We start from the raw sequence: 24,992 nt of genomic DNA, 5'->3' as shown, positions 1-24,992 counted from the left end.
GAAATTGACAAGTAATGCGAATTGACCTTTCACAATCTACCAATTCATACCCCTCATTTATGTCAAATATAGAAACCTTTTCCAATTGGGAAAATCTTGTTAAAAAACAGCTTAAAACGGAAGATATTTACACGATTCTGAAAAAAGAAAATTTAGAAGGAATTGATGTGAAACCTTTTTATGATTCTGTTGAAAAACCTTTGATCAATCTTCCGAAAGTGGAAGAAAGCACCCATTTGGTAGCAACGTATCACGAAACTTTAGAAGATGATGTTTTTGCATTTTTGCTAAATGAAAATGTTGAAAATTTGATAGAGAAAACCATTTTTATCAACAATAAAGCTTTGGCTGAACACATCAGTCCACAAGATGAAGACCAATATTTTTCGTTGATTGACGTTTTTGATGAAAACAATGCGGAAATTGATGATCAGTTGGTCAAAGAATTATTGGCAAAAAGTTTTAAAAGAAATATTTGTGTAGATGTTTCACTTCACCAAAATGCGGGTGCATCTATCGTTCAGCAGTTGGGGATTGCTTTGGCAAAAACAAAAGAACTGGTGGAAGTTTATGGAGAAGAAATTTTAAATAAAATACTGTTCAGATTAGCGGTTGGAGGAAATTATTTCTTTGAAATAGCTAAAATCCGTGCTTTTAAATTGGTTTTTAATCAACTTTCAAAAGAATATGGCTTAGATGATATTCCATACATTTTTGCGGAAACTTCACTAAGAAATAAGTCGGTTTCTGACAGCGAAAATAACTTGATTCGTTCAACTTTAGAACTGGCTTCGGCTATGATTGGTGGAGCAGATGCTGTTTTCAGTACCAATTATCAGATCGGAAATAATACCGAAAATTCGGAAGAAATTTCATTCAAGCAACAGATTGTTTTAGCATACGAAAGCATCATTAATGTTTTTGAAGACGCCTCAAATGGAAGTTATTACGTGGAAGATATTACGCAACAAATCGCTGAGAAATCTTGGCAGTTCTTTTTAGAAATTGAAGAAAACGGAGGTTATTTGGAATCTTTAAAACAAGAAATTCTTCAGAAAAAAATCTATAACCAGGCTGTTGAAGAGCAAAAGTGGGTTGAGGAAGGAAAAATAAAACTGATTGGAGTGAATTTATATCCAAAACTGGAGGTTAGAAAGACTGTTGCAGAGCTTTATAATACAAAAGAAATTAAAGCGGTTCGTTGGGCTGAAATGTTTGAGTGATTTGATTTGAATATCTGATGCCACGAATACACGAATATTTCTAGTAGGATTATCAATTTTTGAAAGGAGGTTATAGGTATGGATATTATTTATAAAGAAGAATCATATAAGATTATAGGAATTTGTATGGAGATTCATAATTTTCTTGGGCATGGATTTTCAGAAATAGTCTATAAAGATGCCTTGGAAATAGAATTAAGAAAGGCTGGTATTTTTTACGAAAGAGAAAAAGAATATGAAGTGGTCTACAAAGGTGTTGTCCTTCCACATAAATTTTATGCAGATTTTGTACTTTCAGAAAAGATTATTTTAGAAATAAAAGGTAAGAAAGAAATTATAGATGAAGATATCGCGCAGGCAATCAATTATCAAAGGTTTCTGAAAATAAATTAGCATTGATTATTAATTTTGGTGAATCAAAATTAAGTTATAAAAGAATTGTTTTATAATTAGTAAATAATTTAAAAGAATATTCGTGCATTCGTGGCATTCAAACAAAGAAATTCAAAATTACATCAATGCAAATCTAAATTCAGATCTGCATTCCCTATTATTAAAAAAATCACCGTTTCCTGATGTTTCTATGCAGGAAATCGTTCAGCAAATCAAAGGAAAACAGGTTGCTCAGAAAAAATTTCCGTTTCTACTGAAGGATGGAATTATTTTCCCGCCACAGCTCAGTTTAGAACAATCTTCATCAGATAAAACGGCAGTTTATAAATCGAAAATTTTAAAAGGAAAGAAGTTTATTGACCTTACGAGCGGTTTTGGGATAGATGCTTATTATCTTTCAGAAAACTTTGATGAAATTACTTTGGTCGAACAAAATCCTGAACTTTTAGAAATTGTAGAACATAATTGGAGTGTTTTAAATAAAAAAGCAAAATTTGTCAATCAAAAATTGGAGGATTTCCTTGGTGGAAATACTGAAAAATTTGATGTCATTTATCTCGATCCAGCCAGAAGAGGTCAGCAGAAAAACAAAGTTTTCTTGTTAGAAGATTTGTCGCCCAATATTCTTGAAATTCAGGATAAACTGCTATCGATTTCTAAGCAGGTTGTGATTAAGCTTTCGCCTTTGATTGATTTAAAATATCTCGTTTCTGTTTTAAAAAATATTTCCAAGATTGATATTGTTGCCGTAAAAAATGATGTGAAAGAGATTGTTGTTTTTTTAACGGCTGATATTTCAAAATCCATTCAATGTCATTGTATCAATCTTGAAAGTGGTGAATCTGACTTCCAATTTCAGTTTGGTGATGAAGAAAATGCCTACGCAGAATATGCTGAGCCAGAAAAATTTATTTATATTCCAAATAATACTTTATTAAAAGCCGGAATTTTCAATTTGATTTCCGAAAGATTTAGGCTTGAAAAATTACATCCAAATACTCATATTTATACTTCAAATACCAAAATTGAAAATTTTCCTGGAAGAATATTTGAAATGGAAGTAGTTGACGGAAAGCAGATTAAAAAGAAAGGGCAATTTAATATTATCTCTAAAAATTATCCGTTGAAACCAGAAGAAATTAAGAAAAAATATGGGTTGAAAGACGGTGGAAATGACTATCTTATTTTTACACAATCCAAAAAAGGAAAATTAATATTAAAATCAGTCTGAAAATGTTGCCGAAAAATGCAATATTTCTTACTTTTGGGCAATCAAAAAATTTTGGTACAGAATCGCAGTGCTTGTTACTCAAGAATATTGAGCTATTGCAGATGACCTTTTAAAGAAAATAAATAAATCATATGAAAAAATTAATTATATGTTTGGCTATCGCAACAGTAGCAGTAAGCTGTAAGAAAATTCAGGCTGGCGGAAACAAGAATACTTTGAAATTGGAAGAAGGTGTAGAAAGATATTCTGACGATCATCAAGGTGGTCATGACGGTCACAGCGCTGAACCTGCACATGCAACACCTGCTCATGGTGCTCACGAAACTGAAGCTCCTAAAAAAGACAGCGCAACAGCAAAACATACAGATTCTACAAAAGCAGAACACTAATTGGTTCTCAAAAATATACATTAATCCTGCACTTGTGCGGGATTTTTTGTTTTTAATGCTGTCCTGAAAGATAAAACCTTCTTTTTGTTTGTTCAGGCAGTCCAATTTTTTTAAATTTATCCAAATTAAATTGACAATGCAAGAGACATTAAATTACATCAACGAAAACAAACTTCGTTTCGTAGATGAATTGTTTGAATTATTGAGAATCGCTTCAATTTCTGCCGATCCGGCTTACAAAAATGAAGTTTTGTTATGTGCCGATAAAGTGGCAGAACATCTGAAAAATGCTGGTGCAGACGACGTAGAAGTTTGCCAAACTAAAGGGTATCCCATTGTTTTCGGACAAAAATTGATTGATAAAAATTTACCGACTATTTTAGTATACGGTCATTACGACGTACAACCGCCAGATCCTTTAGAATTGTGGAGAAAACCACCTTTCGAACCCTATATTGAGAAAACAGAACTTCATCCTGAAGGAGCAATTTTCGCAAGAGGTTCTGCTGACGATAAAGGGCAGTTTTTTATGCAGATTAAAGCGTTTGAAGCAATGATGAAGACTAACTCTCTTCCTTGTAATATTAAATTTATTTTTGAAGGTGAAGAAGAAGTGGGTTCAGTAAGTTTAGCTGATTTTGTAAATGAATTTAAAGAAAAATTGTCTTGCGATTGTATTTTGATTTCTGATACCCATATTTACAGCAACGAACAGCCGACTGTGACTACAGGTTTGAGAGGATTGAGCTATGTAGAAGTTGAAGTTGAAGGTCCAAACAGAGATTTACACTCAGGTCTTTACGGTGGAGCGGTTCCGAATCCTATTCATGTGCTTTCGAGAATGATAGCTAAATTAATTGATGAGGACGGACAAATCACTATTGATGGTTTTTATGACAACGTAGAAGACGTTTCTGATGCCGACCGAGCAGATATGAACAAGCTGAAAGATAATCCTGAAGAATTCAAAAAATCAATTGGCTTAAATGGAGTGGAAGGTGAAGCTGGTTACACGACTTTGGAGAGAACTTCAATCCGTCCGACATTAGACTGCAACGGAATTTGGGGCGGTTATACAGGTGAAGGTGCAAAAACCGTTATTCCTTCTAAAGCTTCTGCGAAAATTTCTATGCGTCTGGTTCCTTATCAGACTCCTGAAGAAATTACAGAAAAGTTTACCAAGTATTTTGAAAAAATAGCTCCGGACAATGTAAGAGTAAAAGTAACGCCGCACCATGGTGGAATGCCTTACGTCTTACCAACGGATACTAAAGAATATTTAGCTGCAAAAAGCGCAATGGAAACTGCTTTTGGAAAAGAAGTTCTTCCTTACAGAGGTGGAGGAAGTATTCCAATCACGTCAATGTTTGAGCAGGTTTTGGGTGCGAAATCAGTTTTGATGGGCTTTGGCCTTGATTCTGATGCAATACATTCACCTAATGAGCATTACGGATTATTTAATTTCTACAAAGGAATCGAGAGTATCCCTTTGTTTTTTGAGAATTATTCTAAATAGTAAAGTGATTAATTTGCGAATATCAAATCCTTAAGAGAGAACTCTTGAGGATTTTTTTAATTTTAACATTTTTTGTTTTAATGATATGTTAAAATTTGTTATATTTACGAGAATATTTTAAAATTAATTTTATGAAAAAAGTTTTACTACAGGGTTTTTTACTGGCAGCTTGTTTTAATTTATCTGCACAAGTTTTAGAATCTGACAATTACAATTCCTACACTGTGGGTAATGTTGCCACATCAACAACTGCTCCAGGTCAAGGAGGAATGAATCTGTACAATGGTACAGTAGCAAATTATCAAATTGTTGCAGGTGATGCTACACATGCGAATTATTTACAAGTTACTACAGGGTCTGAAGGGACTGCTGTTGCTTCTAGATATGTATATAAGACTACTTTATCTACAGCATGGACGAATAGAACATCTGGTAATAATATTATTAAAGGTGCATTCCAGCTTTATACGGGAACATCTACAAATAAACATTTATCAGGAGTTACTGTTTTTGGTGCTACTGATGGAATTGTGGGTATTGGTTATAACTCTCAAACAAAAACTATTAATGGAAGAGCTTATCTAAATATTACTGCCGATCCAACTCAAAACGGGTTTTATAATATTACAGGATTAACAACTAATACTTATCCTGCCAACACATGGATTAGTTTAGGATTTAGTTACAATAAAACTACTGGAGCAATAACATATAATATTAATGGTGTTACTCAAACATTAAGTGTAGGTGGAGCGACTACTGTATCCGGATTTGATCCGGCAGAATTTGATATTCATAGTGGAATTACGAGGCTAAATGCAACAGACCCAGTAAATTCAGGTCCAACAACTTTTGGTATTGATAACTATTATATCGAAGCTTCAAATAATGCAACATTAGGAACGTCTGATAATAGCATTAGAAAATCTGCAATAATAGCTATTGGACCAAACCCAACATCTGATTATTTAAATATCTTGACAGAACTTAAAATAAATAAAGTTGAAATTTTTGATATGTCTGGAAAAAAAGTTAATTCAGTTTTAGAAGGAAATAAAATCAATGTGAGAAATCTTAATCCTGGAAGTTATTTAATTAACTTGGAAACTAACGAGGGAAAAACTACTGAGAAATTCATCAAAAAATAAATACTGATAATCTTATGTATATTAAAAACGCTCCAATTGGGGCGTTTTTGTTATTTTAGAGAAATAAATTTTAAGAAATTATGATTGAAAATAAAGTTGCCTATATCACAGGCGGGACAAAAGGTATAGGATTGGGAATTGCTGAAGTTTTACTAAAAAATGGAATTTTAGTTGCATTTTCAGGAAGAAATAAAGAAGATGTAGAAAAGGCAGAAAGTGAATTGAAAAAGTTTTCGCAAAATGTTTTAGGATTGGTTTCCGATGTGCGTAGTTTAGAAAGCGAAGAAAAAGCAGTTCAAAGTATTATCGGAAAGTTCGGACGATTAGATTTTATAATAGCCAACGCTGGATTAGGAATTTTCAAGCCAGTTGACGAATTGACTTCTGAAGAATGGAATTCGATGATAGAAACCAATCTGACCGGAGTTTTTCATACATTAAAAGCATCCGTCGAAGAATTGAAAAAAACAGAAGGTTATTATATTACAATTTCAAGCCTTGCCGGAGCCAATTTCTTTGAAAACGGGACAGGTTACAATGCTTCAAAATTCGGGGTTGTCGGCTTTACGCAGGCTGCAATGATTGATTTAAGAAAATATAATATTAAATCTACCGTAATTATGCCGGGTTCTGTTGCTACAAATTTTAATGGAAATATTCCTTCTGACAAAGATGAATGGAAAATTCAACCAGAAGACATGGGGAATTTAGTGCTTGATATTTTAAAAATGAATCCGAGAGTTTTGCCGAGCAAGATAGAGTTTAGGGCATCAAAACCAAAGAGTTGAAAACTTATAATGCGCTGAATAATAATTAAATAAGTATTATGCATGCATAATATATTTTTTATTTATATTTACAACACTTAACAAACAAAATTGATTCTCTGATTTTATTGGCGAAGCAAAAGAAAAATATAGTATACTTATGAAAATATTAGTTTGTATTAGTAGTGTTCCTGATACTACTTCTAAAATTAACTTTACAGCAGACAAATCTGCATTTGACAAAAACGGAATTCAGTGGGTAATTAATCCGCTTGACGAATTTGCTTTAACAAAAGCAATCAAATTGCAAGAATCTCAGGGAGCAACAGTTACTGTGATGAATGTGGGTGATGCTGCTACTGAGCCTGTAATCAGAAAAGCTCTAGCAATTGGTGCAAATGATGCAGTAAGAGTAAATCTTGACCCGAAAGACAGCTATTCTACAGCGAAAGAGATTGCTTCTGTTGCTCAAAACGGAGGTTATGACTTAGTTCTTTGCGGTAAAGAATCAATCGATTATAATGGTGGTTCTGTACCGGGAATGGTTGCTCAGTTATTGAATCAGCCTTTCGTAAACGCTTCAGTTGGTTTAGATGTAAATGGAAGTGAAGCGACAGCTGTGAGAGAAATTGAAGGAGGTAAAGAAACGATTTCAGTTAAATTACCTGCTGTGATCGCTGGACAAAAAGGATTGGTTGACGAAAAAGATTTGATTATTCCAAACATGAGAGGAATTATGTCTGCAAGAACCAAACCTTTGCAGGTAGTAGAGCCTACTTCTTCTGAAGTAAAAGTTCAGGGAGTTTCTTATGACTCTGTTCCGCCAAGAGCAGCAGTAAAAATCGTTTCTCCGGATAATTTAGATGAATTGGTAAGATTACTTCACGAAGAAGCTAAAGTTATCTAATCTTTTAATTATTAAATTTTTTAATCTTAAATTCAAGAAAATGGCAGTATTCGTATACGCAGAAAATATAAACGGAGTTTACAAAAAAGCAGCTTTTGAGGCAGTTTCTTATGCTAAGGCAGTGGCAGATCAGGCTGGCGAAACAGTTACAGCAATCTCTGTAAACCCTACAGATTCTTCAGATTTATTATATAAATATGGAGCAACAAACGTAATCAACATCAAAGACGAAGGTCTTAAAAATTTCTCGGCAAAAGCTTATGCTCAGGCAGTAAGCGAGGTTGCTGACGGAAATATTCTTGTTTTTCCTCACACTACAGATGCATCTTCAGTGGCGCCAATGTTGGCTATAATGAAGAATTTTTCTTTAATTACAAACGTTTTGGAAGCACCGGAAAGCCAGTCTCCATTTCAGGTGAAAAGAAAAGCATTCTCAGGAAAAGGTTTTATGCATGCAAAAGCTGAAGGAACAGGAGTAATTCTTACGGTTTCTCAAAATGCTTTCGGTGTTAAAGAAAACTCAGTTTCAGGTTCTGAAGAAGTGAAAAATCTTTCAGTAGCTAATGAAGATACAAAAGTGATTTCTCACGAGCAAAGTTCAGGCAAATTAGACCTTAAAGAAGCTGAAGTAGTAGTTTCTGCTGGTAGAGGGATGAAAGGTCCTGAAAACTGGGGAATGGTAGAAGAATTAGCAAACGTTTTAGGTGCAGCTACAGCTTGTTCAAAACCGGTTTCAGATATTGGTTGGAGACCTCACACAGAGCACGTAGGGCAGACTGGTAAAGCTATTTCACCGAACCTTTACATTGCAATTGGTATTTCTGGAGCTATTCAGCATTTGGCTGGTGTAAACTCTTCTAAAACTATCGTTGTAATCAATAATGATGCTGAAGCTCCGTTCTTCAAATCTGCTGATTATGGTGTGGTAGGAGATGCTTTCCAGATTATTCCTGCATTGACTGAGAAAATTAAAGCAATCAAAGGATAAAAAGGTCAATTGTGAATTTTCAATTTGCGTAGCTTGTCACTTGCACGGCAAAATTGAATTTTAAAATTAAATTCACAATTCACTCATAAAAATTCAAACAGATACAATAAAAGCTCGGCTTCCGGGCTTTTATTTTTGTCTAAAAAGTAAAACCTACAATAAAAAATTAATTTATATTTGTAGTCATGGATTATAAACAGCTAATCATTCGCGGAATATCGTACAGCCAGACCCAATCGGGGGCATACGCTTTGTTATTGGAACATGAAGAAACAAACGTCAAATTGCCCGTAGTTATCGGGAATTTCGAAGCGCAATCCATATCATTAGGCTTAGAAAAAGACATTCATCCGCCACGTCCGCTTACCCACGATTTATTTACAAAATTTATCGTTTCAGCAAACTTTGAATTGGTATCAGTCATCATCTATCAGATTGTTGACGGCGTATTTTTTTCAAATATAAATTTTAAAAACTCTGCAACTGAGGAAGAATTGATTTTGGATGCAAGAACTTCTGATGCCGTTGCAATGGCGGTAAGATTTGATGCTCCTATTTTTACAACTCAACAGGTATTAAACGAAGCCGGAATTTTGCTTGAATTGGAAGATACGGCAAAAGAAGAAGATGTTTTTTCTGAAACTATGCAAGATGAAGAAACTTTAAAAAATGTATCAATGGAAGAATTGCAGAAGTTATTAGATGATGCTGTAAAAGAAGAAGATTTTGATACGGCTCTTGAAATTCAGGAGGAAATCAAAAGAAGAAAAAAGAAAATTGATTAAGATATTATAAAACACAATGAGTTTAAAATTACGATTGACCATTCTGAGCTTTCTGCAGTTTTTTGTTTGGGGAGCATGGCTTATAACGATGGCAAATTTTTGGTTCGGTACAAAGCATTGGGATGGAACTCAGTTCGGAGCCGTTTTCGGGACGATGGGTATTGCTTCTATCTTTATGCCGACAATTACAGGAATCATTGCTGACCGATGGGTAAATGCTGAGAAAATATTCTCGGTGCTACAGATTCTTTACGGAATTACACTTTTCATATTACCGCACAGTGAAAATCCCAACTCATTCTTTTCAGTGATGTTGGTTGCCATGTGCTTTTATATGCCTACAATCGCTCTTGCGAACTCTATTTCTTATACGGTTCTTAAAAATAGTAATTTAGATGTGGTAAAAGATTTCCCGCCAATTCGTGTGTGGGGAACCATAGGATTTATTGTAGCAATGTGGATTACCAATCTTACCGGCAATAAAGCCACAGAAGGTCAGTTCTACATCGGCGGAATCGCTGCCATCATTTTAGGGATTTACGCTTTGACATTACCAAAATGTCCTCCTCAAAAATTAATCGATAAAAGTGCACCGCTATTTGAACAGTTAGGTTTAAATGCTTTTAAGCTTTTCGGAAGCTACAAAATGGCGTTATTCTTTTTGTTTTCAATGCTTTTGGGTGCGGCTTTACAGTTGACAAACGCTTACGGAGATGTATTTTTAAGTGAATTTGCTCACTTTCCAAAATATGCAGACTCTTTTGTAGTACAGAGATCAACAATTATCATGTCGATTTCTCAGGTTTCTGAGACATTATTTATTCTGGCAATTCCTTTTTTTCTTAAAAGATTCGGGATTAAAAGGGTGATGTTGTTTTCAATGTTTGCTTGGGTACTAAGATTCGGATTCTTCGCTTACGGAGTTCCTTCAGGATACGGATTAGGATTAATTATTATGTCGTGTATCGTTTATGGGATGGCATTCGATTTCTTTAATATATCAGGTTCTTTGTTTGTGGAAACGACTACAGACAAAAAGATTCGTTCATCAGCACAAGGCTTGTTCATGATGATGACCAACGGTTTTGGGGCGGTTTTTGGAAGCTATGCGGCAGGTTGGGCGATTGATAAGTTCTTCACGCACAAGTTTACGACAGCGTCAGATTTATCAGCTTATTTAGACACAACAGCAGACAATGCATCTTTTTTAAATATCCTTAAAAACAGCTTCAATTCAGCTGTTAATCCTGACGGAACTTTATCAACGATTGTAATGGTAAAAGACTGGCAGCAGATTTGGCTTTATTTTGCAGCGTATTCTTTAATACTAGCAATTCTCTTCTGGGTTTTATTTAAACATAAACATGATCCTAAAGCAGTAACAAACATCAATCACTAATTTTATTTCACTGATTTTTAAAATATTAGATTGCACTTTGAAGAAAAGTGCAATTTTTTTATTTTTAAGGCAACCATTTTAAACTTTTGCCGTCTTATAGATAGAAACATATACATGAAAAATTTAGAAGAGAATTTTGAACTTGCCAAAAAACAGGATCGTAGAGCCCAAAAAGCTCTTTACGAATTGTTTTCAGCTAAAATGCTGGCAGTTGCAAATTCTTACACAAATAATATTCATGATGCTGAAGATATTTTGTTAAATGCATTTCTGAAGTGTTTTAATAAAATCGCAGATTGTAAAGAATGGAAAAGTTTTCCGTTTTGGCTGAGAAAAATTGTTGTAAATGACTCGATAACTTTCGTAAGGAAAAATAAAAACATTCTTTACTCAGATATTGAAATTGTCGACGATTATGCAGATGATGAAATTGATGAAAGGCTGACTGAAATTAATCTCGAAGAAATATTTTCACAAATGCCGACAGGTTATCGATTAATCTTTAATCTTTACGTTTTTGAAGACAAAAAGCATCAGGAAATCGCTGAAATCATGAACATTTCAGAAGGCACAAGCAAAAGCCAATTGAGCAAAGCCAAAAAATGGATTGCTGATTATTTAAAAGCAAAAGAAAATGGACAAAAAAATATTGAAACAATTAAAATCTGATTACGAAGAGCTAGAAATAAAGCCTTCTGCAGATCTTTGGGATCAGATTGATTCAGCTTTAGAGAAAGAGCCTGAATCTTTGCCAAAACCAGCTGTCTCATGGGGTTGGTGGAAATATGCAGCAGTTGTTTTGTTGTTGATTTCTGTCGGAACATTGATCTATTATAATCGTAAATTTAATACAGAAAAGACCGATTATTTCGTAAAACAAAATATCGAAAAAGCAGTATTTAAAACGGAAAATAATCCAGAAATAATTCCTCGGAAAGAAAACCCAATTGTAGAAATAGCTCCGAAAATTATTAAAGAAACTGATCAAAAAGTAAAACATAATCATGATCATAATAAAAATTTACTACCTCAGAAAGAAATTTTTAAACCTCAAATTTTAGAACCTTTAGAACCGAAAATCGTTATTACTCAACCTGAAAACAAAATAGACAGACAAGAAAATATTGAAAATAAAATAACTCCTGTAATTTCAGATAGCAAGAAAATTAGCTACGTTACTGCAAACGATCTTTTATTGGGGAACGAACTTGATAAATCCCGTGAAAAAGCTAAAACAGACACAAGAAAATTTGGTGTGATTAATCTCAATAAAGTACTTCCTAAATTTAATAACGTTGTCGTATTGGGTGCAACTGTTTATGTAGATCCTAGATAATTTAATGATTCTTAAAATAAAATTACTGCTACAAAAGTGTGCAGAAGTAAAATAATGTCTAAAAATAACTACCAAAATATGAAAACAAAAATCGCTGTAATCTCTGCATTAATTGCTTTTTCTTATGCAAATGCTCAAGAAACCAATCACACGGATATTCAAATGAGAAAATATTCAAAAAAAATTGACAGCATTGTCACTTCTGAAAAAGCGAAAATGAATGCCGAGTTTAAAATTTTAGATGAAAATTTTAATGCAAAAAAAATATCTGCTGAAGAGAAACAGATACAGAGAAATGAAGTTGCTACAAAATATGAGCAAATCATCAATACAAAAGTTGAAGACGAGAAAGCAAATTTAGAAAATGCAACCAAAGAAATGGTTAAAAATGCAGTTCTTGGAAAAGGACAAAGTAATTATGAATTTATTGTTGGTGAAGATAATGCTATATTGAGTTTTAGAGGTCCAAAAAAAACAAAAAAAGAACTTTTAAATGCTTATGATGTCAATGTGGCTTTTGGTTTTATAGATCTTACCAAGTCCGCATCTTCACTGTCAATTGGTGATAAAAGCTCAGATATGAGATTCGGAAAATCTGCTTCTATGGATTTGGAATTTAGAAGCACCAGACAATTTGGGAAGCTAACATCACCGGTTTTCTACAGATTTGGATTTGGGTATCGTGGAGATACTTTTGTGCCAAAAAATTCTAAAGTGTTTGCTCAGGAAAATGATGAGATTTTTCTTACTGATTTCACATTGGGCAATCTGAAAAAATCACGTTTTGTAAATCATTATGTTGTTGTTCCGTTAGATTTTGTTTTTATTTTAAATCCTAAATATACTGTTGAAAATGGAGAGAGAATTTTAGATAATTCTAAAGGGAATTTCAGGGTTTCTGCTGGAGTATATGGTGGAGTAAAAGTTTTAAGTCAAAGTCAGGTTATCTATAAAAATGCAGACGACCGCAGAGTACGACTTACAGAAAACATGAATGAAGGAACAAATAACTTTCTTTTTGGGGGTAAAGTAGCAGTAGGATATGGTGGGTTTAATATTTTTGTAAAGAAAGATTTTACATCTACTTTTAATAATCAGGCAAGATTAGGGAACAAATATGGTTTTCAAATAGGGATAGAACTTCTGTATATTAATTTGTAATTATTTATATAAAATTACTTTTCATTAAATTATAATTAATTTTTCATTAAATATTTTATCAATCTTAAATGCTAATAATCAAATAATTGATTTTGAAACACACTCAAAAAAAGTGTGTTTTTTTTTGTACTTTGGCTTTCTCAGAATCTTATAAAAAGATGAAAAATATACAGTTAGTTGGATTGATTTTGGTGGTGGTCGGAAGCTTCCTTCCGCTCGTACACGTTCCGATTATCGGAAATTGGAACTTTTGGAAAGTTGATCATTATTTAGCAATTGCCTGCTGGGTTTTCTCGGCTATTGCATTGTTTGGAATACTCAATAACAGCCCGAAAATCGTAAGAACGTCTAGTGTTTTATTAATTGTTTTGTTTCTCTTCACTATTATTGCTACAAAATACCAGGCATTCAGCTACTTCAGTTTTCTTCCTTTTAAATCTTGGACAGAGACTTTAGCTTCAACAGTAAAGCTAAAATGGGGTTGGGCTGTTGAATTTTTAGGGGCTATTATCATGCTATTTGCGACAAAGAAAAAAATATGAGAACATATTCATTTTTATTCATCATATTGATTTTCTGCTCTTCCAAAGTAAAATCTCAGGAACATTTCTTATTACCGGATTCGCCTGCGAAATGTCATTTTATGAAGGAAGGAAAGTTTATCAAAGAAGGTGATTCCGAAAAAAAATGGAATATTGTCATCAAAAAAGATTCTCAGCGGGAATATACCAATAACGGAAAAGATTACATCAAATATAAAATCGAATTTCTTGATGACTGCACTTATAAAGCAACAGTTACAGGAAAATCAGATGGTAAAAACCCAATCAGAATTGGCGACGTTATCACAAATAAAATTATAGAAACAGATCATCAGTTTATAAAAATTTCGTCTCAGTATTTTAATAAAACAGATGAAATTATCCTTGAAAAAATAGAATAAATTAAAATTAAATAAATTTCAACATATGAAATCGCCATGTTTTGGAAACGCAAATATTAGTAAAGATTCCGCGATAACATATGACCTTTAAAAAACAATAAATTTCAACATATGAAAGAAGTATTCATCGTTTCCGCAGTAAGAACTCCAATGGGAAGTTTTATGGGAAGCTTATCAACAGTTCCTGCTACAAAATTGGGAGCAGCAGCAGTAAAAGGAGCATTAGATAAAATTAATCTTGACCCGAAAAACGTTCAGGAAATATACATGGGTAACGTTTTACAGGCAGGTGAAGGTCAGGCGCCGGCTCGTCAGGTTGCTTTAGGAGCAGGACTTTCAAACGAAACTCCGTCTACTACCATCAACAAAGTTTGTGCTTCAGGAATGAAAGCAGTTACGATGGCTGCACAGGCGATCAAAGCAGGTGATGCAGACGTAATCGTTGCTGGAGGTATGGAAAATATGTCTTCAGTTCCACATTATTATAATGCAAGAAACGCTACCAAATTAGGTGATGTTAAAATGCAGGACGGAATGGTTTTAGACGGTCTTACAGACGTTTACAACAAAGTTCACATGGGTGTTTGTGCAGAAAAATGTGCTACTGATTACCATTTTACAAGAGAAGATCAGGACAATTTTGCTATCGAATCTTACAAAAGATCTGCAAAAGCCTGGAGCGAAGGGAAATTTGCTGAAGAAGTGATTCCAGTTTCGATTCCACAAAGAAAAGGAGATCCAATTATTTTTTCAGAAGATGAGGAGTACAAAGCGGTTAATTTCGACAGACTTCCTACACTTCCTACCGTTTTCAAAAAAGAAGAAGGAACCGTAACAGCAGCCAATGCATCTACTTTAAATGACGGAGCTTCTGCTTTAATCCTTGTTTCTAAGGAGAAAATGGAAGAATTAGGATTGAAACCTTTAGCTAAAATCATTTCTTACGCAGACGCAGCTCAGGAGCCTGAAAACTTCACGACTGCGCCTTCAAAAGCTTTACCAATCGCTCTTAAAAAAGCAGGTTTAGAGATTTCTGATATCGACTTTTTCGAATTTAACGAAGCGTTCTCAGTAGTTGGTTTGGCAAATAATAAAATCTTAGGATTAGATGCTGCTAAAGTAAACGTAAATGGTGGAGCAGTAGCTTTAGGACATCCACTAGGAAGTTCAGGTTCAAGAATTATCGTTACTTTGATCAATGTTCTAAAACAAAACAACGGAAAATACGGTGCTGCAGCAATCTGTAACGGTGGCGGTGGAGCTTCGGCTATTGTTATTGAGAATTTGTAATAAACCGAACTTATAAGGTTTTTAAAACCTTGAATTTTTTAGATAAATTAAAACCAAAAGCGTCATTGTTTTTGGTTTTTTTGTTTGATTAAATCTCTTTTTTATCATTAGTGGAAAAGGTTATGAAAATACATTTAGCTTAAAATATAGAGTGACAAAGTGAGAGATTATTGCTCCAGAGGAGCAAAATGTTTGTAGTAAAAATGTTGTCAGGTGTAATGAGCTCCGTAGGAGCGGCACTTTAGAAATTTAATATTCAATTATTTTTTGCTTAAAAAAATCATCAATTACAATTTATTTCTAATTTCCAATAAAATCACTACAAACCACATTTAATTTAAACTAAACAATAATATTTTCCTTAAACAAAATAAAAATCACCGAATATTCAGCGGTTTTTCTATTTTTGTGCAACTAATACATTTTAAAATGTCTGAAACTGAAATTCAACCTTCACAAAACATAAAGAACAACCCAAAGATCATGAAAGCCTGGGCAGTCTACGATTGGGCAAATTCTGTTTATTCTTTGGTGATTACGTCCGCAATTTTCCCAATCTATTATACCATTCTGACTACTGCCTACAACAAAAAAGAGTATGTAGAAGCGGCAAATGAAGTTCAGGAAATTCCGGTGAGAAACATGATCAAAGTTTTCGGGGAAACGTATGAACCGGAAGCGGTCTTGAGTTTTTCTTACGCCATCTCTTTCTTTTTGGTTGTGCTTTTATCTCCGTTTTTATCATCATTGGCGGATACCATTGGAAATAAAAAATCATTCTTACAGTTTTTCTGTTACTTGGGAGCAACTTCTTGTATGGGATTGGCCATGTTCACCGGAATGGAAAATATTTTCCTTGGTCTTCTTTTCAGCATCACGGCAAGTGTGGGTTTCTGGGGAAGTTTAGTATTCTACAATTCATTTTTACCCGATATTGCCACTCCAGAAAAGCAGGATGCGCTTTCAGCAAAGGGCTATATTTACGGATATTTAGGTTCGGTAGTTTTATTGATTATTTGTTTGGTTTTAATTCAGGTAGTTGCCAAAGGTGCTGAGCATACGAATATCTATATCAGAGTCAGCTTTTTATTAACCGGAGCCTGGTGGTTTGGTTTTTCACAATATACTTTCAAACATTTGCCTCAGTTTGGTGATGTGAAAGAGAAACTTCCTAAAGATTTGGTATTATTAAATTATAAAAACATCTTCAAAAGACATGAAGAACAAGGCGGTTTTTTTGAGGTTTTAAAAGACAACATCAGTTTCTATAAAGATATTGCTAAAGAAAGTTTCAGAGAATTGTTCAGAGTAGGAAGTAAACTGTTTGCTGATAGAAGCTTAAAATTCTTTTTATTAAGTTTTTTCTTTTACAGTGTAGGGATGCAGACCATTTTCCTGATGGCCGTACCTTTCGGAAGTACCGATATTTTCCCGAAGCAGGCAGATAAGTACAAATTAATTATTACCATTTTGGTGATCCAAATTATTGCTATTTTCGGGGCTTTCTTATTTTCAAGATTATCAAAAAAAATCGGGAACAAAAATGTAATTACGATAGCGGTTATTATTTGGATAGTTTGTTGTATTTCTGCATTCTCTTTAAACAAAGAAAATCCGAATCTTCAGCTTCAGTTCTATGCTTTAGCGGGTCTTATTGGTTTGGTAATGGGAGGTTTGCAGGCGATGTCTCGTTCTACATACTCAAAGCTTTTACCGGAAAACTCAATGGAAAACACGACATATTTCAGCTTTTATGATGTGCTTGAAAAGATAGCGATCATCTGCGGAATGCTTATTTTTAGTGTGATTATTCAGAAATTCGGAAATATGCAGTATGCTTTTATTGCGATGTCTACGTTCTTTGCTGCAGGAGCAATTACCATCAGATTCTTGAAATCTAAGGTTTAAAATACGTTATTGGCTTAAAATTTGTTAATATTCAGCAGAATACGTTAACTTTGCACAAAAGATTTATTACACAATGACGAACCCTCTATTTTACGCCAAAATTCTTCTCTTCGGAGAATACGGAATCATTGAAGATTCTCAGGGTTTAACGCTTCCGTACAGCTTTTATAAAGGGACTTTAAAGTTCTCATCATTAGATTCAGATTTTGAAAAGAAATCTAACGGTCATTTGATTAAATATTCAGAATATTTACAGAATTTAGAACTTCCAGAAGGTTTTGAATTGAATGTTTCTGAGTTTCAAAAAGAAATTTCTAAAGGTTTATTTTTCGATAGCAACATTCCTCAGGGTTATGGTGTTGGAAGTTCAGGAGCTTTGGTTGCTGCGATTTTCGAAAGATATTCTATCACAAAATATATTCCAGATAATATTTCTAAAGACCAATTAAAAAATCTAAAGAAGGTTTTTGGTTTGATGGAAAGCTATTTTCACGGAAGAAGTTCCGGCATCGATCCCTTGATTTGTTACATGAATTTGCCTATTCTTATCGAAAATAAGGAAAGTGTAGACAAAGTTTCAATTCCTAAAAGTGAAGCAGGAAAAGGTGCTATTTTCTTAATTGATTCAGGAAGTATAGGCGAAACAGGACCAATGGTTCAGATTTTCTTTGAAAAAATGAAAACTGAAGGTTTCCGTAAAACGTTGAAAGAAGAATTTATCCGTTACAACAATGCGTGTATCGATTCTTTTCTAAAAAAAGATATGAATCCTTTCTTCAGAAACCTTAAAAAACTATCTCATTGGGCTTATGAACATTTCCGTCCGATGATTCCTGAAAGTATCTTTAATGTCTGGAAAAAAGGATTGGATTCTAATGCTTATTACCTGAAACTTTGCGGAAGCGGAGGTGGCGGTTACATTTTAGGATTTACCAAAGACTACGAAAAGGCTGAAAAAATGCTTGACGGTTTCCATAAAGAAGTGATTTATAGATTTTAAATTTACCGGGAATGAATTCTGAAAAAGAAACTTTCCAGGAAAAGAATTTTGTTTCCAAATCTCTGTTTTACAGACTTTCACAATTCGTCGGTTTTCTTTTAGGAGCGCGGTTTTTTGTTGCTATTCTGCTGACGTTTGCCTTATATGTTTCTACATTTTTCCTGTTTAATCAGGAAGAATCTTTCAGAAATTTCGTCTTCGATTTTAGAGTTCACGGTATTATTTTCTGTACCGTTCTTTCCATACTTTCTGGCGGAATCATCAATCAGTTTTACGATTTTGAAAAAGATCATATTGTAAAGCCTTTCAGAACAAGGATTCAAAGTTTTATCAAGCAAAAATATTTCTTGTATGCTTATCTTGCTCTCACTGTTATTTCTTTGGGAGTTGCAAGTTTCATCTCTTACAGAGTGCTTATTTTCTTTCTTATTTATCAGTTTTTCATGTGGTTTTACAGTCACAAGATGAGCCGGATTTTAATCTTAAATAACCTCACATTCGTGAGTCTTACCTTATATCCATTTTTTGGAATGATGGTGTATTATGAGACTTTCTCCAAGAAAGTTCTGCTAATGGCCATCTTTTTATTTCTGATTCTTTTATGCATTGATATTGTAAAAGATATGTTGACCAAAAGTGTTGATAAAACTTTTGGCTATGTTACGATTCCCAATTATTTTAAAAGTAAAACGACCAAAATCATCATTATTTCTTTATTACTGATCACGATGGCAGTTTCTATGAAGCTTATTGCAAAAACAGGCATTTCGGGATTCATGGCTTATTATTTTGCATCAGGATTGTTCGTTATGATTGCGTGTATTTATTTACTTTTAAATTCTTCTAAAAAGTCTAAATTTTTCACGCTCAACATTTTACGTTTCTGGGTTTTTGTTGGAATTATCGCAATGTTGCTCAATGGAATTGAGGGTAAGCTGTAGAATATTTTTATTACAAATCGAACATTCGACCAAGTCAAAAGACACAAAAGTAATTGAAAAAAGAATTTAAAAAATTACAATATACAAAACTCTTTGATTTCGAATATTTAAGTAAGATAAATTTAGTGTTCTCTGCTGAGTGGAACGCCTTTGCGAACGAAGAATTATTTTCAATAATTAAAAAATCTTGGCGAACCTTTGCGTTAAAATAAATTTTAATGAATAATTAGAACTTCATTAGTTTTTAGTGCTTAAAAAACTAAAAAAATATATTTTAAAAACATTCAGGTTATTCTTACATTTGCCAAAATCAAAATTTAATAAAAAGGATGCTCATTTTTAACGATACTAAAGTCGCATTTGCCGATAAAACAGATGCTCAGTTGAGAAAAGCGTATTGGATGTTTAAGATGATTGAACAGCCGGCTTTGACCAATATCGGAACTTCTCTGCTTAATTTCACGGTTCATAATAACTTCCCATTCGTCAACGGAATTGTAAAAAACACTTTGTTTGAGCAGTTTGTAGGTGGTGAAACGCGTGAAGAAAGTATGAAAGCGGTGAAACAGCTTTTCAAAAGAGGTGTTGGAAGTATCTTCGATTATTCGATTGAAGGGAAAGAAGATGAGGAAACCTTTGATGCAGTATGTCAGGAAATTAAAGATATCATTAAATTTTCAGTCGGAAATCCTGCGATTCCTTTTATTGTATTTAAGCCCACGGCTTTCGGAAGAATTGATTTGTATGAAGCGGTCGGTAAAAATGCTGAGCTGACATCAAGCCAAAAAGAGGAATGGGCTAGAGTCGTTAAAAGGTTTGATGAAGTCTGTAAATTGTGTCATGAGCATGATAAGAAAGTCATGATCGATGCGGAAGAATCCTGGATGCAGGATGCGGCAGATCAGCTTTGTGAAGAGATGATGGAAAAGTACAATCAGGAAAAACCGATTGTCTGGAACACCATTCAGATGTACAGAACGCATCGTTTAGAATATATGGAAGCCAATCTTCAGCGTGCTAGAGAAAAGAACTATTTCATAGGCTATAAGATTGTGCGAGGCGCTTACATGGAAAAGGAAAGAGCGAGAGCTGCAGAGAAAGGTTATGCAGATCCAATTCAGCCCAATAAAGATGCTTCAGACAAAAATTATAATGCAGGAATCGATTTTATACTGAATCATTTGGATAAAGTTTCTGCTTTCTTTGGAACTCATAACGAAATCTCATCTGAGCTCGTTATGGATAAAATGAAGGCTAAAGGTTTAGAAAATAACAATCCTCACATCTATTTCGGACAGCTTTACGGAATGAGTGATAACATTAGTTTCTATTTGTCTGATAAAGGCTATAATGTGGCAAAATATCTTCCTTATGGACCTGTGAAAGATGTTGTTCCTTATCTTACGAGAAGAGCGAGAGAAAATACTTCTGTTGCCGGACAAACCGGAAGAGAATTAGGTTTAATTAAAAAAGAATTAGACAGAAGAAAGAAATAATTTCTTTTAAGCATAATTTAAAATTTTGCTGCATTTATTACAATAAATTGAATGTAAACTCAGCGAATATTTACTAAAAAAGCAATCCTACAAAAAGTGGGATTGCTTTTTTAATTTAATGATGTTGTCCATAAAAATTTTCTGGACAATTATCTTGATCGAGCGGTTTTCAATACCTAAAAACCCTTATTAAAGCATTAGGTATTTCTACTCAAAACCGCATTTGGTTATTTCTACTCTACAACAAATGTAATCTTCTTCGTTACTTTGAATAGCTTATTAATCCTATAAAATTTGGAATTATACTTAGATAAAATGTAAGGATATTATCTAAAATTTTTAAAACTATAGCTGTTCTAAAAAACTAAAAACAACATCATGTATACAGAAAATTACGACGTTATTGTCATTGGCGGTGGGGCAATAGGTCTTGCAACTGCTTATCATTTGGGTAAAAGAAAGGCAAAGACATTGGTTCTAGAGCAATTTACTTTTGCGAATCAATTGGGAAGTTCGGCAGGAGTTTCTCGTCAGTTCAGAATTCCTTATCCTGATGAATATATGGTACAGATGGCTTTAGATGCACAGCCTTATTGGGATGAACTGGAAAAAACAGCTTCTACACAATTGCTTGATAAAGTGGGTACACTTTGGTTTGGAGATCCTAATGTGCATTCCACAGAAGGAAATATAGCTGAAGCTGAGACGGCTTTAAAAGCTTTAAATGTTCCTTATACTACCTTAACAGCAAAAGAAATCGAAGAGCAATATCATTTCAGAAATTTGCCCGATACTTATACCGGATTGTTTCAGCCCGATGGCGCAAGTATTAATTTTAAAGCTACGATTGAGGCTCTTTTAGAATTGTGTAAAAAAGAAGAGACCGTTCAGTTACAGGAAAATTCACCAGTACTTGAAATTAAACAGATAGGAGAACTTTTTGAAATTATTACTCCAAACGGAGCTTACATCACTAAAAAGCTGGCAATTATTCCCGGCCCATACATCAACAGCGTGATCAATTTGCTTGAATTTAAAATTGAAGCAACCTATTGGAATATGTCTTCAGCTTATTTTAAAAAGACTGACCCTAATATTCAATATCCGACATGGTTTGTATTCCAGAATGCGATAGGTGAAAACGGCAATCAGTTTTACGGCTTTCCTTCTGTAGATTGGGACCATCCAGAATACATTCGGGTTGCACCTGATTTTGTGATCAATCCTTTGGATGAACCTAGTGACAGAACACTAATTCCCAATCCACAAGAGCTTGCCTATACTTCAGAATGGGTACAAAATCATATGATTGGCCTAAGCACAGAACCAGAATATACATCAACATGCCTTATCGCTTTAAGTAAAATTCCAAACAAAGAATTGTTGATCGATTTTGCTCCTGGCTATATACCGAATCATAAAAATATTGTTTTATATGCTACAGGATGGGCAGCAAAATTCACTCCCTTTTTAGGGAAAATCATGTCAGATCTTGCATTAGACGGTCATACAGATTTTGATATTACACCTTTCCAATTAGGAAGAAAATACTTTAAATCACTTTAAAACTAATATAATATGAATAAGAATACACCTTTAAATACAGGAAAAAATCCTGATTTGAAAATTGAAGTTGCCATTATCGGCGCAGGAACTTCCGGATTATACACTGCATATCGTTTGGTTACAGAGAAAAAATTTAAAGCTAGTGATGTACAGATTTTTGACATGAACAATAAACTTGGTGGAAGATTAGAATCTGTAATCATGCCCGGAATGAACTTTTGGGGAGAATTAGGAGGTATGCGTTACCTTACTTCTCAGCAGATTGTGACGACATTAATTGAAGGTTATGTTCCTAAGGAAGATCCCAACATCCGTATTCCTGTTTTGAAAGATAAAATGACTCCTATTCCTTTCCCGATGGGTGATCCGTCAAAATTATTAATGTATCTCAGAAAAGACCGTTGCAAGCAAAATGCTTGGGATGTGGCTCAGAAAAAAGGTGAAAAACTGGCAACACGATACTATCTGAATAATGATGATTACGGTTTTAGTTCAGACCAGTTATTCAATAAAATTATTTATGAAGTTCTGATGGCTGACACTTGGGTGGCTAGCACTTATGGAAGTAAAATTATTAAAGGTAAAGATTCAGAATACGATTATTCTTTTGAATTAACCAGCAGAGATTGGGATGATATTAAGCCAAAATTGGTCTACAATTTCCCTAATTCGCCTTACGATCAACGTAAAGTAAACGATATCGGATTTTGGAATTTAATTAAAGATCAGGTTTCACAGGAAGGTTATCAATTCCTGGCAAATGCAGGAGGATACTATTCAAATACAATCAATTGGAATTCTGCAGAAGCGTTTCCTTACATGGTGGGAGATTTCTCAGCAGGAACAATTTACAAAACCATTGAAGAAGGATATGACAGCATTGCTTATGCCGTAGCCAATTCTTATATGGAACATGAAGGAGCGTGCATTTGGTCTGAAAACAAGCTACTTACATTCACCAAAGATCATCATTTAGCAGATTCTTATAAGTATGAATTGATTTTTCTTAATTTGAAAACCAACACAGAATGGAAAGTATATGCCAATACAATAGTTTTGGCGATGCCGAGAAAATCTTTAGAGCTTCTGGATCAGAATAATTTCTTTTTCAATGCCAATAAAAATTCAGTCCTTAATGAAAATATCCGTTCTGTAATTATGGAACCTGCCTTTAAGATATTAATGGGCTTTGAATATCCTTGGTGGCAAAATTTAGGAATAGATTCCGGGCATTCTATCACCGATCTGCCGATGAGACAATGCTATTATTTTGGTACAGATCCACAAACTGACAACTCGATGCTGCTTGGAAGTTACGGAGATATGGAGACCGAAACATTTTGGAAAGCATTAACTGATGATGAAGTTTTATTTGAAGTAAAACCTGCAAAATCAGCTTCTTTAAGGGAGCTTCACCAATTGGATAAAGTTCAGGCAACGAAACTGATGGTCAATGAGTTGATGAATCAGCTTCGTGAACTTCATGGTGACGATGTGACGATACCTGATCCTTATGTAACCTACTTTAGAGATTGGACGGATGAACCTTTCGGGGCAGGATATCACGCCTGGAAAGCAGGATTTTCAGTTGAAAATGTGATGCCGTATATGAGAAAACCTGTAACTGATGAGCAAATTCATATTTGCGGAGAAGCATATTCAGATCAACAAGGCTGGGTAGAAGGAGCTTTCTGTGAAGCAGAAAAAATGCTTAACGAATATTTTAGCGTTGATCGTCCTCATTGGTTGAGTCCGGATTATTATTTGGGTTGGTAAAATATTTTAAGTAAAACTTAAAACAGAATTTTCCAATAAATAAAAACTAATAAAATGCTTAACATGAAAAATGTTGAGCATTTTATTTTTCCTTTAAAATTCAAAAAATAAAGTCTGATCAAAAATGGTCATACTTTTTATTTTTATGGCTCAAAACTTTCAAATTTTCCGTTTTCATAGAACAAAACAATTCGTTTTATCTTATTCGTTTGATTTTCAATAGCTTGATTGATAATTTGTTCGTTCGGTTTTTCTAATGGCTGAGAATCGGATATTTTTTCTTCAGCTTTACTTTGATGCGGAATAATCGATTCTCGAACGGCCGGAATTTCTTCAGGTTTTTCCTCTGCAGTTCCAAAATCTTCATCGTTGTTCATCATCGTAAATAAATCGGGAAGAGAAGTTGGTTTTGTTTTCTCTTCCGAATTTTCAATTTCTAAACTATTCTCAGTTTCCGGCAAATCAGATTTCAGCATTTCGCCGTCACCAGTCACCAGCCAATCCCAAAGAATCTCAGGAAACCTTGATTTTATTTTTATAATAAATTCTAAAGAGGGTTTATTCCTCCCGGAAGTAATGTGCGAAATGGAAGATCGCTGCACATCAATTTCGTCCGCAAACTCTGAAGAACTCAGTTTAGAATATTCGATAACCTTTGAAATTCTCTCATTTAAACTCATAAAAACAAGCTTTTAATCTTGTTACAAATGTAAATATAAAATTTACAATTGCAAAATACAAAAGTAAACTATATTAATAAGGAAAAGTATACAAAAGTAAACAATACTAAACGGCTTTTTATCAGATATTTAGACAATATTTTCATGAA

24 protein-coding genes are annotated in these 24,992 nt (G+C 33.9%); 23 read left to right on the top strand and 1 reads right to left on the bottom strand.

Going from position 1 to position 24,992, the window contains the following annotated elements:
• Positions 1–59 precede the first annotated feature (59 nt).
• The 23 genes from LNP04_RS03095 to LNP04_RS02985 all read left to right on the top strand — a co-directional run bounded on the left by LNP04_RS03095 (position 60) and on the right by LNP04_RS02985 (position 24,163).
• Positions 60–1,223, top strand: a complete 1,164-nt coding sequence (locus LNP04_RS03095) for a methylmalonyl-CoA mutase family protein (protein WP_229985120.1) — start codon at positions 60–62, stop codon at positions 1,221–1,223.
• A 78-nt stretch (positions 1,224–1,301) separates the two neighbouring features.
• Complete coding sequence (locus LNP04_RS03090) at positions 1,302–1,616, top strand: GxxExxY protein (protein ID WP_324292106.1); 315 nt, start codon at positions 1,302–1,304, stop codon at positions 1,614–1,616.
• Positions 1,617–1,698: 82 nt separating this feature from the next.
• Entirely contained in the window at positions 1,699–2,847 is a 1,149-nt protein-coding gene (locus tag LNP04_RS03085; protein WP_229985119.1) for a class I SAM-dependent methyltransferase, read from the top strand.
• A gap of 131 nt (positions 2,848–2,978) precedes the next feature.
• Positions 2,979–3,236: a hypothetical protein gene (locus tag LNP04_RS03080; RefSeq protein ID WP_229985118.1), complete on the top strand. Its 258-nt coding sequence runs from the start codon at positions 2,979–2,981 to the stop codon at positions 3,234–3,236.
• Positions 3,237–3,372: 136 nt separating this feature from the next.
• Positions 3,373–4,752 carry a dipeptidase gene (locus tag LNP04_RS03075; protein ID WP_229985117.1) on the top strand — a complete coding sequence of 460 codons (1,380 nt, stop codon included), beginning with the start codon at positions 3,373–3,375 and terminating at the stop codon, positions 4,750–4,752.
• 131 nt (positions 4,753–4,883) lie between these two features.
• Positions 4,884–5,900, top strand: a complete 1,017-nt coding sequence (locus LNP04_RS03070) for a T9SS type A sorting domain-containing protein (protein ID WP_229985116.1) — start codon at positions 4,884–4,886, stop codon at positions 5,898–5,900.
• 80 nt (positions 5,901–5,980) lie between these two features.
• Positions 5,981–6,688 carry an SDR family oxidoreductase gene (locus tag LNP04_RS03065; protein ID WP_229985115.1) on the top strand — a complete coding sequence of 236 codons (708 nt, stop codon included), beginning with the start codon at positions 5,981–5,983 and terminating at the stop codon, positions 6,686–6,688.
• A 139-nt stretch (positions 6,689–6,827) separates the two neighbouring features.
• Positions 6,828–7,574, top strand: coding sequence for an electron transfer flavoprotein subunit beta/FixA family protein (locus LNP04_RS03060; protein ID WP_129536897.1), 747 nt, complete (start codon positions 6,828–6,830; stop codon positions 7,572–7,574).
• Between the two features lie 40 nt (positions 7,575–7,614).
• Complete coding sequence (locus LNP04_RS03055; RefSeq protein ID WP_229985114.1) at positions 7,615–8,562, top strand: electron transfer flavoprotein subunit alpha/FixB family protein; 948 nt, start codon at positions 7,615–7,617, stop codon at positions 8,560–8,562.
• A 185-nt stretch (positions 8,563–8,747) separates the two neighbouring features.
• Positions 8,748–9,347 carry a bifunctional nuclease family protein gene (locus LNP04_RS03050; RefSeq protein ID WP_229985113.1) on the top strand — a complete coding sequence of 200 codons (600 nt, stop codon included), beginning with the start codon at positions 8,748–8,750 and terminating at the stop codon, positions 9,345–9,347.
• Between the two features lie 16 nt (positions 9,348–9,363).
• Positions 9,364–10,746 carry a nucleoside permease gene (locus tag LNP04_RS03045; RefSeq protein WP_229985112.1) on the top strand — a complete coding sequence of 461 codons (1,383 nt, stop codon included), beginning with the start codon at positions 9,364–9,366 and terminating at the stop codon, positions 10,744–10,746.
• Between the two features lie 114 nt (positions 10,747–10,860).
• Entirely contained in the window at positions 10,861–11,415 is a 555-nt protein-coding gene (locus LNP04_RS03040; protein ID WP_229985111.1) for an RNA polymerase sigma factor, read from the top strand.
• Positions 11,381–12,082 (top strand): hypothetical protein, encoded by a 702-nt coding sequence (locus LNP04_RS03035; protein WP_229985110.1) that lies wholly within the window; start codon positions 11,381–11,383, stop codon positions 12,080–12,082. The genes LNP04_RS03040 and LNP04_RS03035 overlap by 35 nt, the downstream gene beginning before the upstream one ends.
• 78 nt (positions 12,083–12,160) lie before the next feature.
• Positions 12,161–13,243, top strand: a complete 1,083-nt coding sequence (locus LNP04_RS03030) for a hypothetical protein (RefSeq protein WP_229985109.1) — start codon at positions 12,161–12,163, stop codon at positions 13,241–13,243.
• Positions 13,244–13,401: 158 nt separating this feature from the next.
• On the top strand, positions 13,402–13,785 hold the full coding sequence (locus tag LNP04_RS03025; protein WP_229985108.1) for a hypothetical protein: 384 nt from the start codon (positions 13,402–13,404) through the stop codon (positions 13,783–13,785).
• Entirely contained in the window at positions 13,782–14,186 is a 405-nt protein-coding gene (locus LNP04_RS03020; RefSeq protein WP_229985107.1) for a hypothetical protein, read from the top strand. Before LNP04_RS03025 ends, LNP04_RS03020 begins: the two co-directional genes overlap by 4 nt.
• A gap of 111 nt (positions 14,187–14,297) precedes the next feature.
• Complete coding sequence (locus LNP04_RS03015; protein ID WP_229985106.1) at positions 14,298–15,476, top strand: acetyl-CoA C-acyltransferase; 1,179 nt, start codon at positions 14,298–14,300, stop codon at positions 15,474–15,476.
• A gap of 429 nt (positions 15,477–15,905) precedes the next feature.
• Positions 15,906–17,384, top strand: a complete 1,479-nt coding sequence (locus LNP04_RS03010) for an MFS transporter (RefSeq protein WP_229985105.1) — start codon at positions 15,906–15,908, stop codon at positions 17,382–17,384.
• A 73-nt stretch (positions 17,385–17,457) separates the two neighbouring features.
• Complete coding sequence (locus LNP04_RS03005; RefSeq protein ID WP_229985104.1) at positions 17,458–18,384, top strand: mevalonate kinase; 927 nt, start codon at positions 17,458–17,460, stop codon at positions 18,382–18,384.
• 11 nt (positions 18,385–18,395) lie between these two features.
• On the top strand, positions 18,396–19,325 hold the full coding sequence (locus LNP04_RS03000) for a UbiA family prenyltransferase (RefSeq protein ID WP_229985103.1): 930 nt from the start codon (positions 18,396–18,398) through the stop codon (positions 19,323–19,325).
• A gap of 329 nt (positions 19,326–19,654) precedes the next feature.
• Positions 19,655–20,821, top strand: a complete 1,167-nt coding sequence (locus tag LNP04_RS02995; protein ID WP_229985102.1) for a proline dehydrogenase family protein — start codon at positions 19,655–19,657, stop codon at positions 20,819–20,821.
• Between the two features lie 378 nt (positions 20,822–21,199).
• Positions 21,200–22,387 carry an FAD-dependent oxidoreductase gene (locus LNP04_RS02990; protein ID WP_229985101.1) on the top strand — a complete coding sequence of 396 codons (1,188 nt, stop codon included), beginning with the start codon at positions 21,200–21,202 and terminating at the stop codon, positions 22,385–22,387.
• Between the two features lie 12 nt (positions 22,388–22,399).
• Entirely contained in the window at positions 22,400–24,163 is a 1,764-nt protein-coding gene (locus tag LNP04_RS02985) for an FAD-dependent oxidoreductase (RefSeq protein WP_229985100.1), read from the top strand.
• 143 nt (positions 24,164–24,306) lie between these two features.
• Here LNP04_RS02985 and LNP04_RS02980 read toward each other — a convergent pair whose 3' ends face one another.
• Complete coding sequence (locus LNP04_RS02980; RefSeq protein WP_229985099.1) at positions 24,307–24,843, bottom strand: helix-turn-helix domain-containing protein; 537 nt, start codon at positions 24,841–24,843, stop codon at positions 24,307–24,309.
• Between the last annotated feature and the right edge of the window lie 149 nt (positions 24,844–24,992).

This window comes from Chryseobacterium sp. C-71 (assembly GCF_020911865.1).
GTDB lineage: Bacteria > Bacteroidota > Bacteroidia > Flavobacteriales > Weeksellaceae > Chryseobacterium.
This window is presented reverse-complemented; position numbering and strand designations above follow the sequence as displayed.

Excerpts from the sequence above, each read along its gene's own strand:
- LNP04_RS03020 (WP_229985107.1), top strand. The coding sequence starts at position 13,782 with ATGAGAACATATTCATTTTTATTCATCATATTGATTTTCTGCTCTTCC.
- LNP04_RS03000 (WP_229985103.1), top strand. The coding sequence starts at position 18,396 with ATGAATTCTGAAAAAGAAACTTTCCAGGAAAAGAATTTTGTTTCCAAA.
- LNP04_RS02990 (WP_229985101.1), top strand. The coding sequence starts at position 21,200 with ATGTATACAGAAAATTACGACGTTATTGTCATTGGCGGTGGGGCAATA.
- LNP04_RS03045 (WP_229985112.1), top strand. The coding sequence starts at position 9,364 with ATGAGTTTAAAATTACGATTGACCATTCTGAGCTTTCTGCAGTTTTTT.
- LNP04_RS03080 (WP_229985118.1), top strand. The coding sequence starts at position 2,979 with ATGAAAAAATTAATTATATGTTTGGCTATCGCAACAGTAGCAGTAAGC.
- LNP04_RS03010 (WP_229985105.1), top strand. The coding sequence starts at position 15,906 with ATGTCTGAAACTGAAATTCAACCTTCACAAAACATAAAGAACAACCCA.
- LNP04_RS03005 (WP_229985104.1), top strand. The coding sequence starts at position 17,458 with ATGACGAACCCTCTATTTTACGCCAAAATTCTTCTCTTCGGAGAATAC.
- LNP04_RS03050 (WP_229985113.1), top strand. The coding sequence starts at position 8,748 with ATGGATTATAAACAGCTAATCATTCGCGGAATATCGTACAGCCAGACC.
- LNP04_RS02995 (WP_229985102.1), top strand. The coding sequence starts at position 19,655 with ATGCTCATTTTTAACGATACTAAAGTCGCATTTGCCGATAAAACAGAT.
- LNP04_RS03070 (WP_229985116.1), top strand. The coding sequence starts at position 4,884 with ATGAAAAAAGTTTTACTACAGGGTTTTTTACTGGCAGCTTGTTTTAAT.
- LNP04_RS02985 (WP_229985100.1), top strand. The coding sequence starts at position 22,400 with ATGAATAAGAATACACCTTTAAATACAGGAAAAAATCCTGATTTGAAA.
- LNP04_RS03060 (WP_129536897.1), top strand. The coding sequence starts at position 6,828 with ATGAAAATATTAGTTTGTATTAGTAGTGTTCCTGATACTACTTCTAAA.
- LNP04_RS03095 (WP_229985120.1), top strand. The coding sequence starts at position 60 with ATGTCAAATATAGAAACCTTTTCCAATTGGGAAAATCTTGTTAAAAAA.
- LNP04_RS03025 (WP_229985108.1), top strand. The coding sequence starts at position 13,402 with ATGAAAAATATACAGTTAGTTGGATTGATTTTGGTGGTGGTCGGAAGC.
- LNP04_RS03035 (WP_229985110.1), top strand. The coding sequence starts at position 11,381 with ATGGACAAAAAAATATTGAAACAATTAAAATCTGATTACGAAGAGCTA.
- LNP04_RS03075 (WP_229985117.1), top strand. The coding sequence starts at position 3,373 with ATGCAAGAGACATTAAATTACATCAACGAAAACAAACTTCGTTTCGTA.
- LNP04_RS03090 (WP_324292106.1), top strand. The coding sequence starts at position 1,302 with ATGGATATTATTTATAAAGAAGAATCATATAAGATTATAGGAATTTGT.
- LNP04_RS03030 (WP_229985109.1), top strand. The coding sequence starts at position 12,161 with ATGAAAACAAAAATCGCTGTAATCTCTGCATTAATTGCTTTTTCTTAT.
- LNP04_RS03055 (WP_229985114.1), top strand. The coding sequence starts at position 7,615 with ATGGCAGTATTCGTATACGCAGAAAATATAAACGGAGTTTACAAAAAA.
- LNP04_RS03040 (WP_229985111.1), top strand. The coding sequence starts at position 10,861 with ATGAAAAATTTAGAAGAGAATTTTGAACTTGCCAAAAAACAGGATCGT.
- LNP04_RS03015 (WP_229985106.1), top strand. The coding sequence starts at position 14,298 with ATGAAAGAAGTATTCATCGTTTCCGCAGTAAGAACTCCAATGGGAAGT.
- LNP04_RS03065 (WP_229985115.1), top strand. The coding sequence starts at position 5,981 with ATGATTGAAAATAAAGTTGCCTATATCACAGGCGGGACAAAAGGTATA.
- LNP04_RS02980 (WP_229985099.1), bottom strand. The coding sequence starts at position 24,843 with ATGAGTTTAAATGAGAGAATTTCAAAGGTTATCGAATATTCTAAACTG.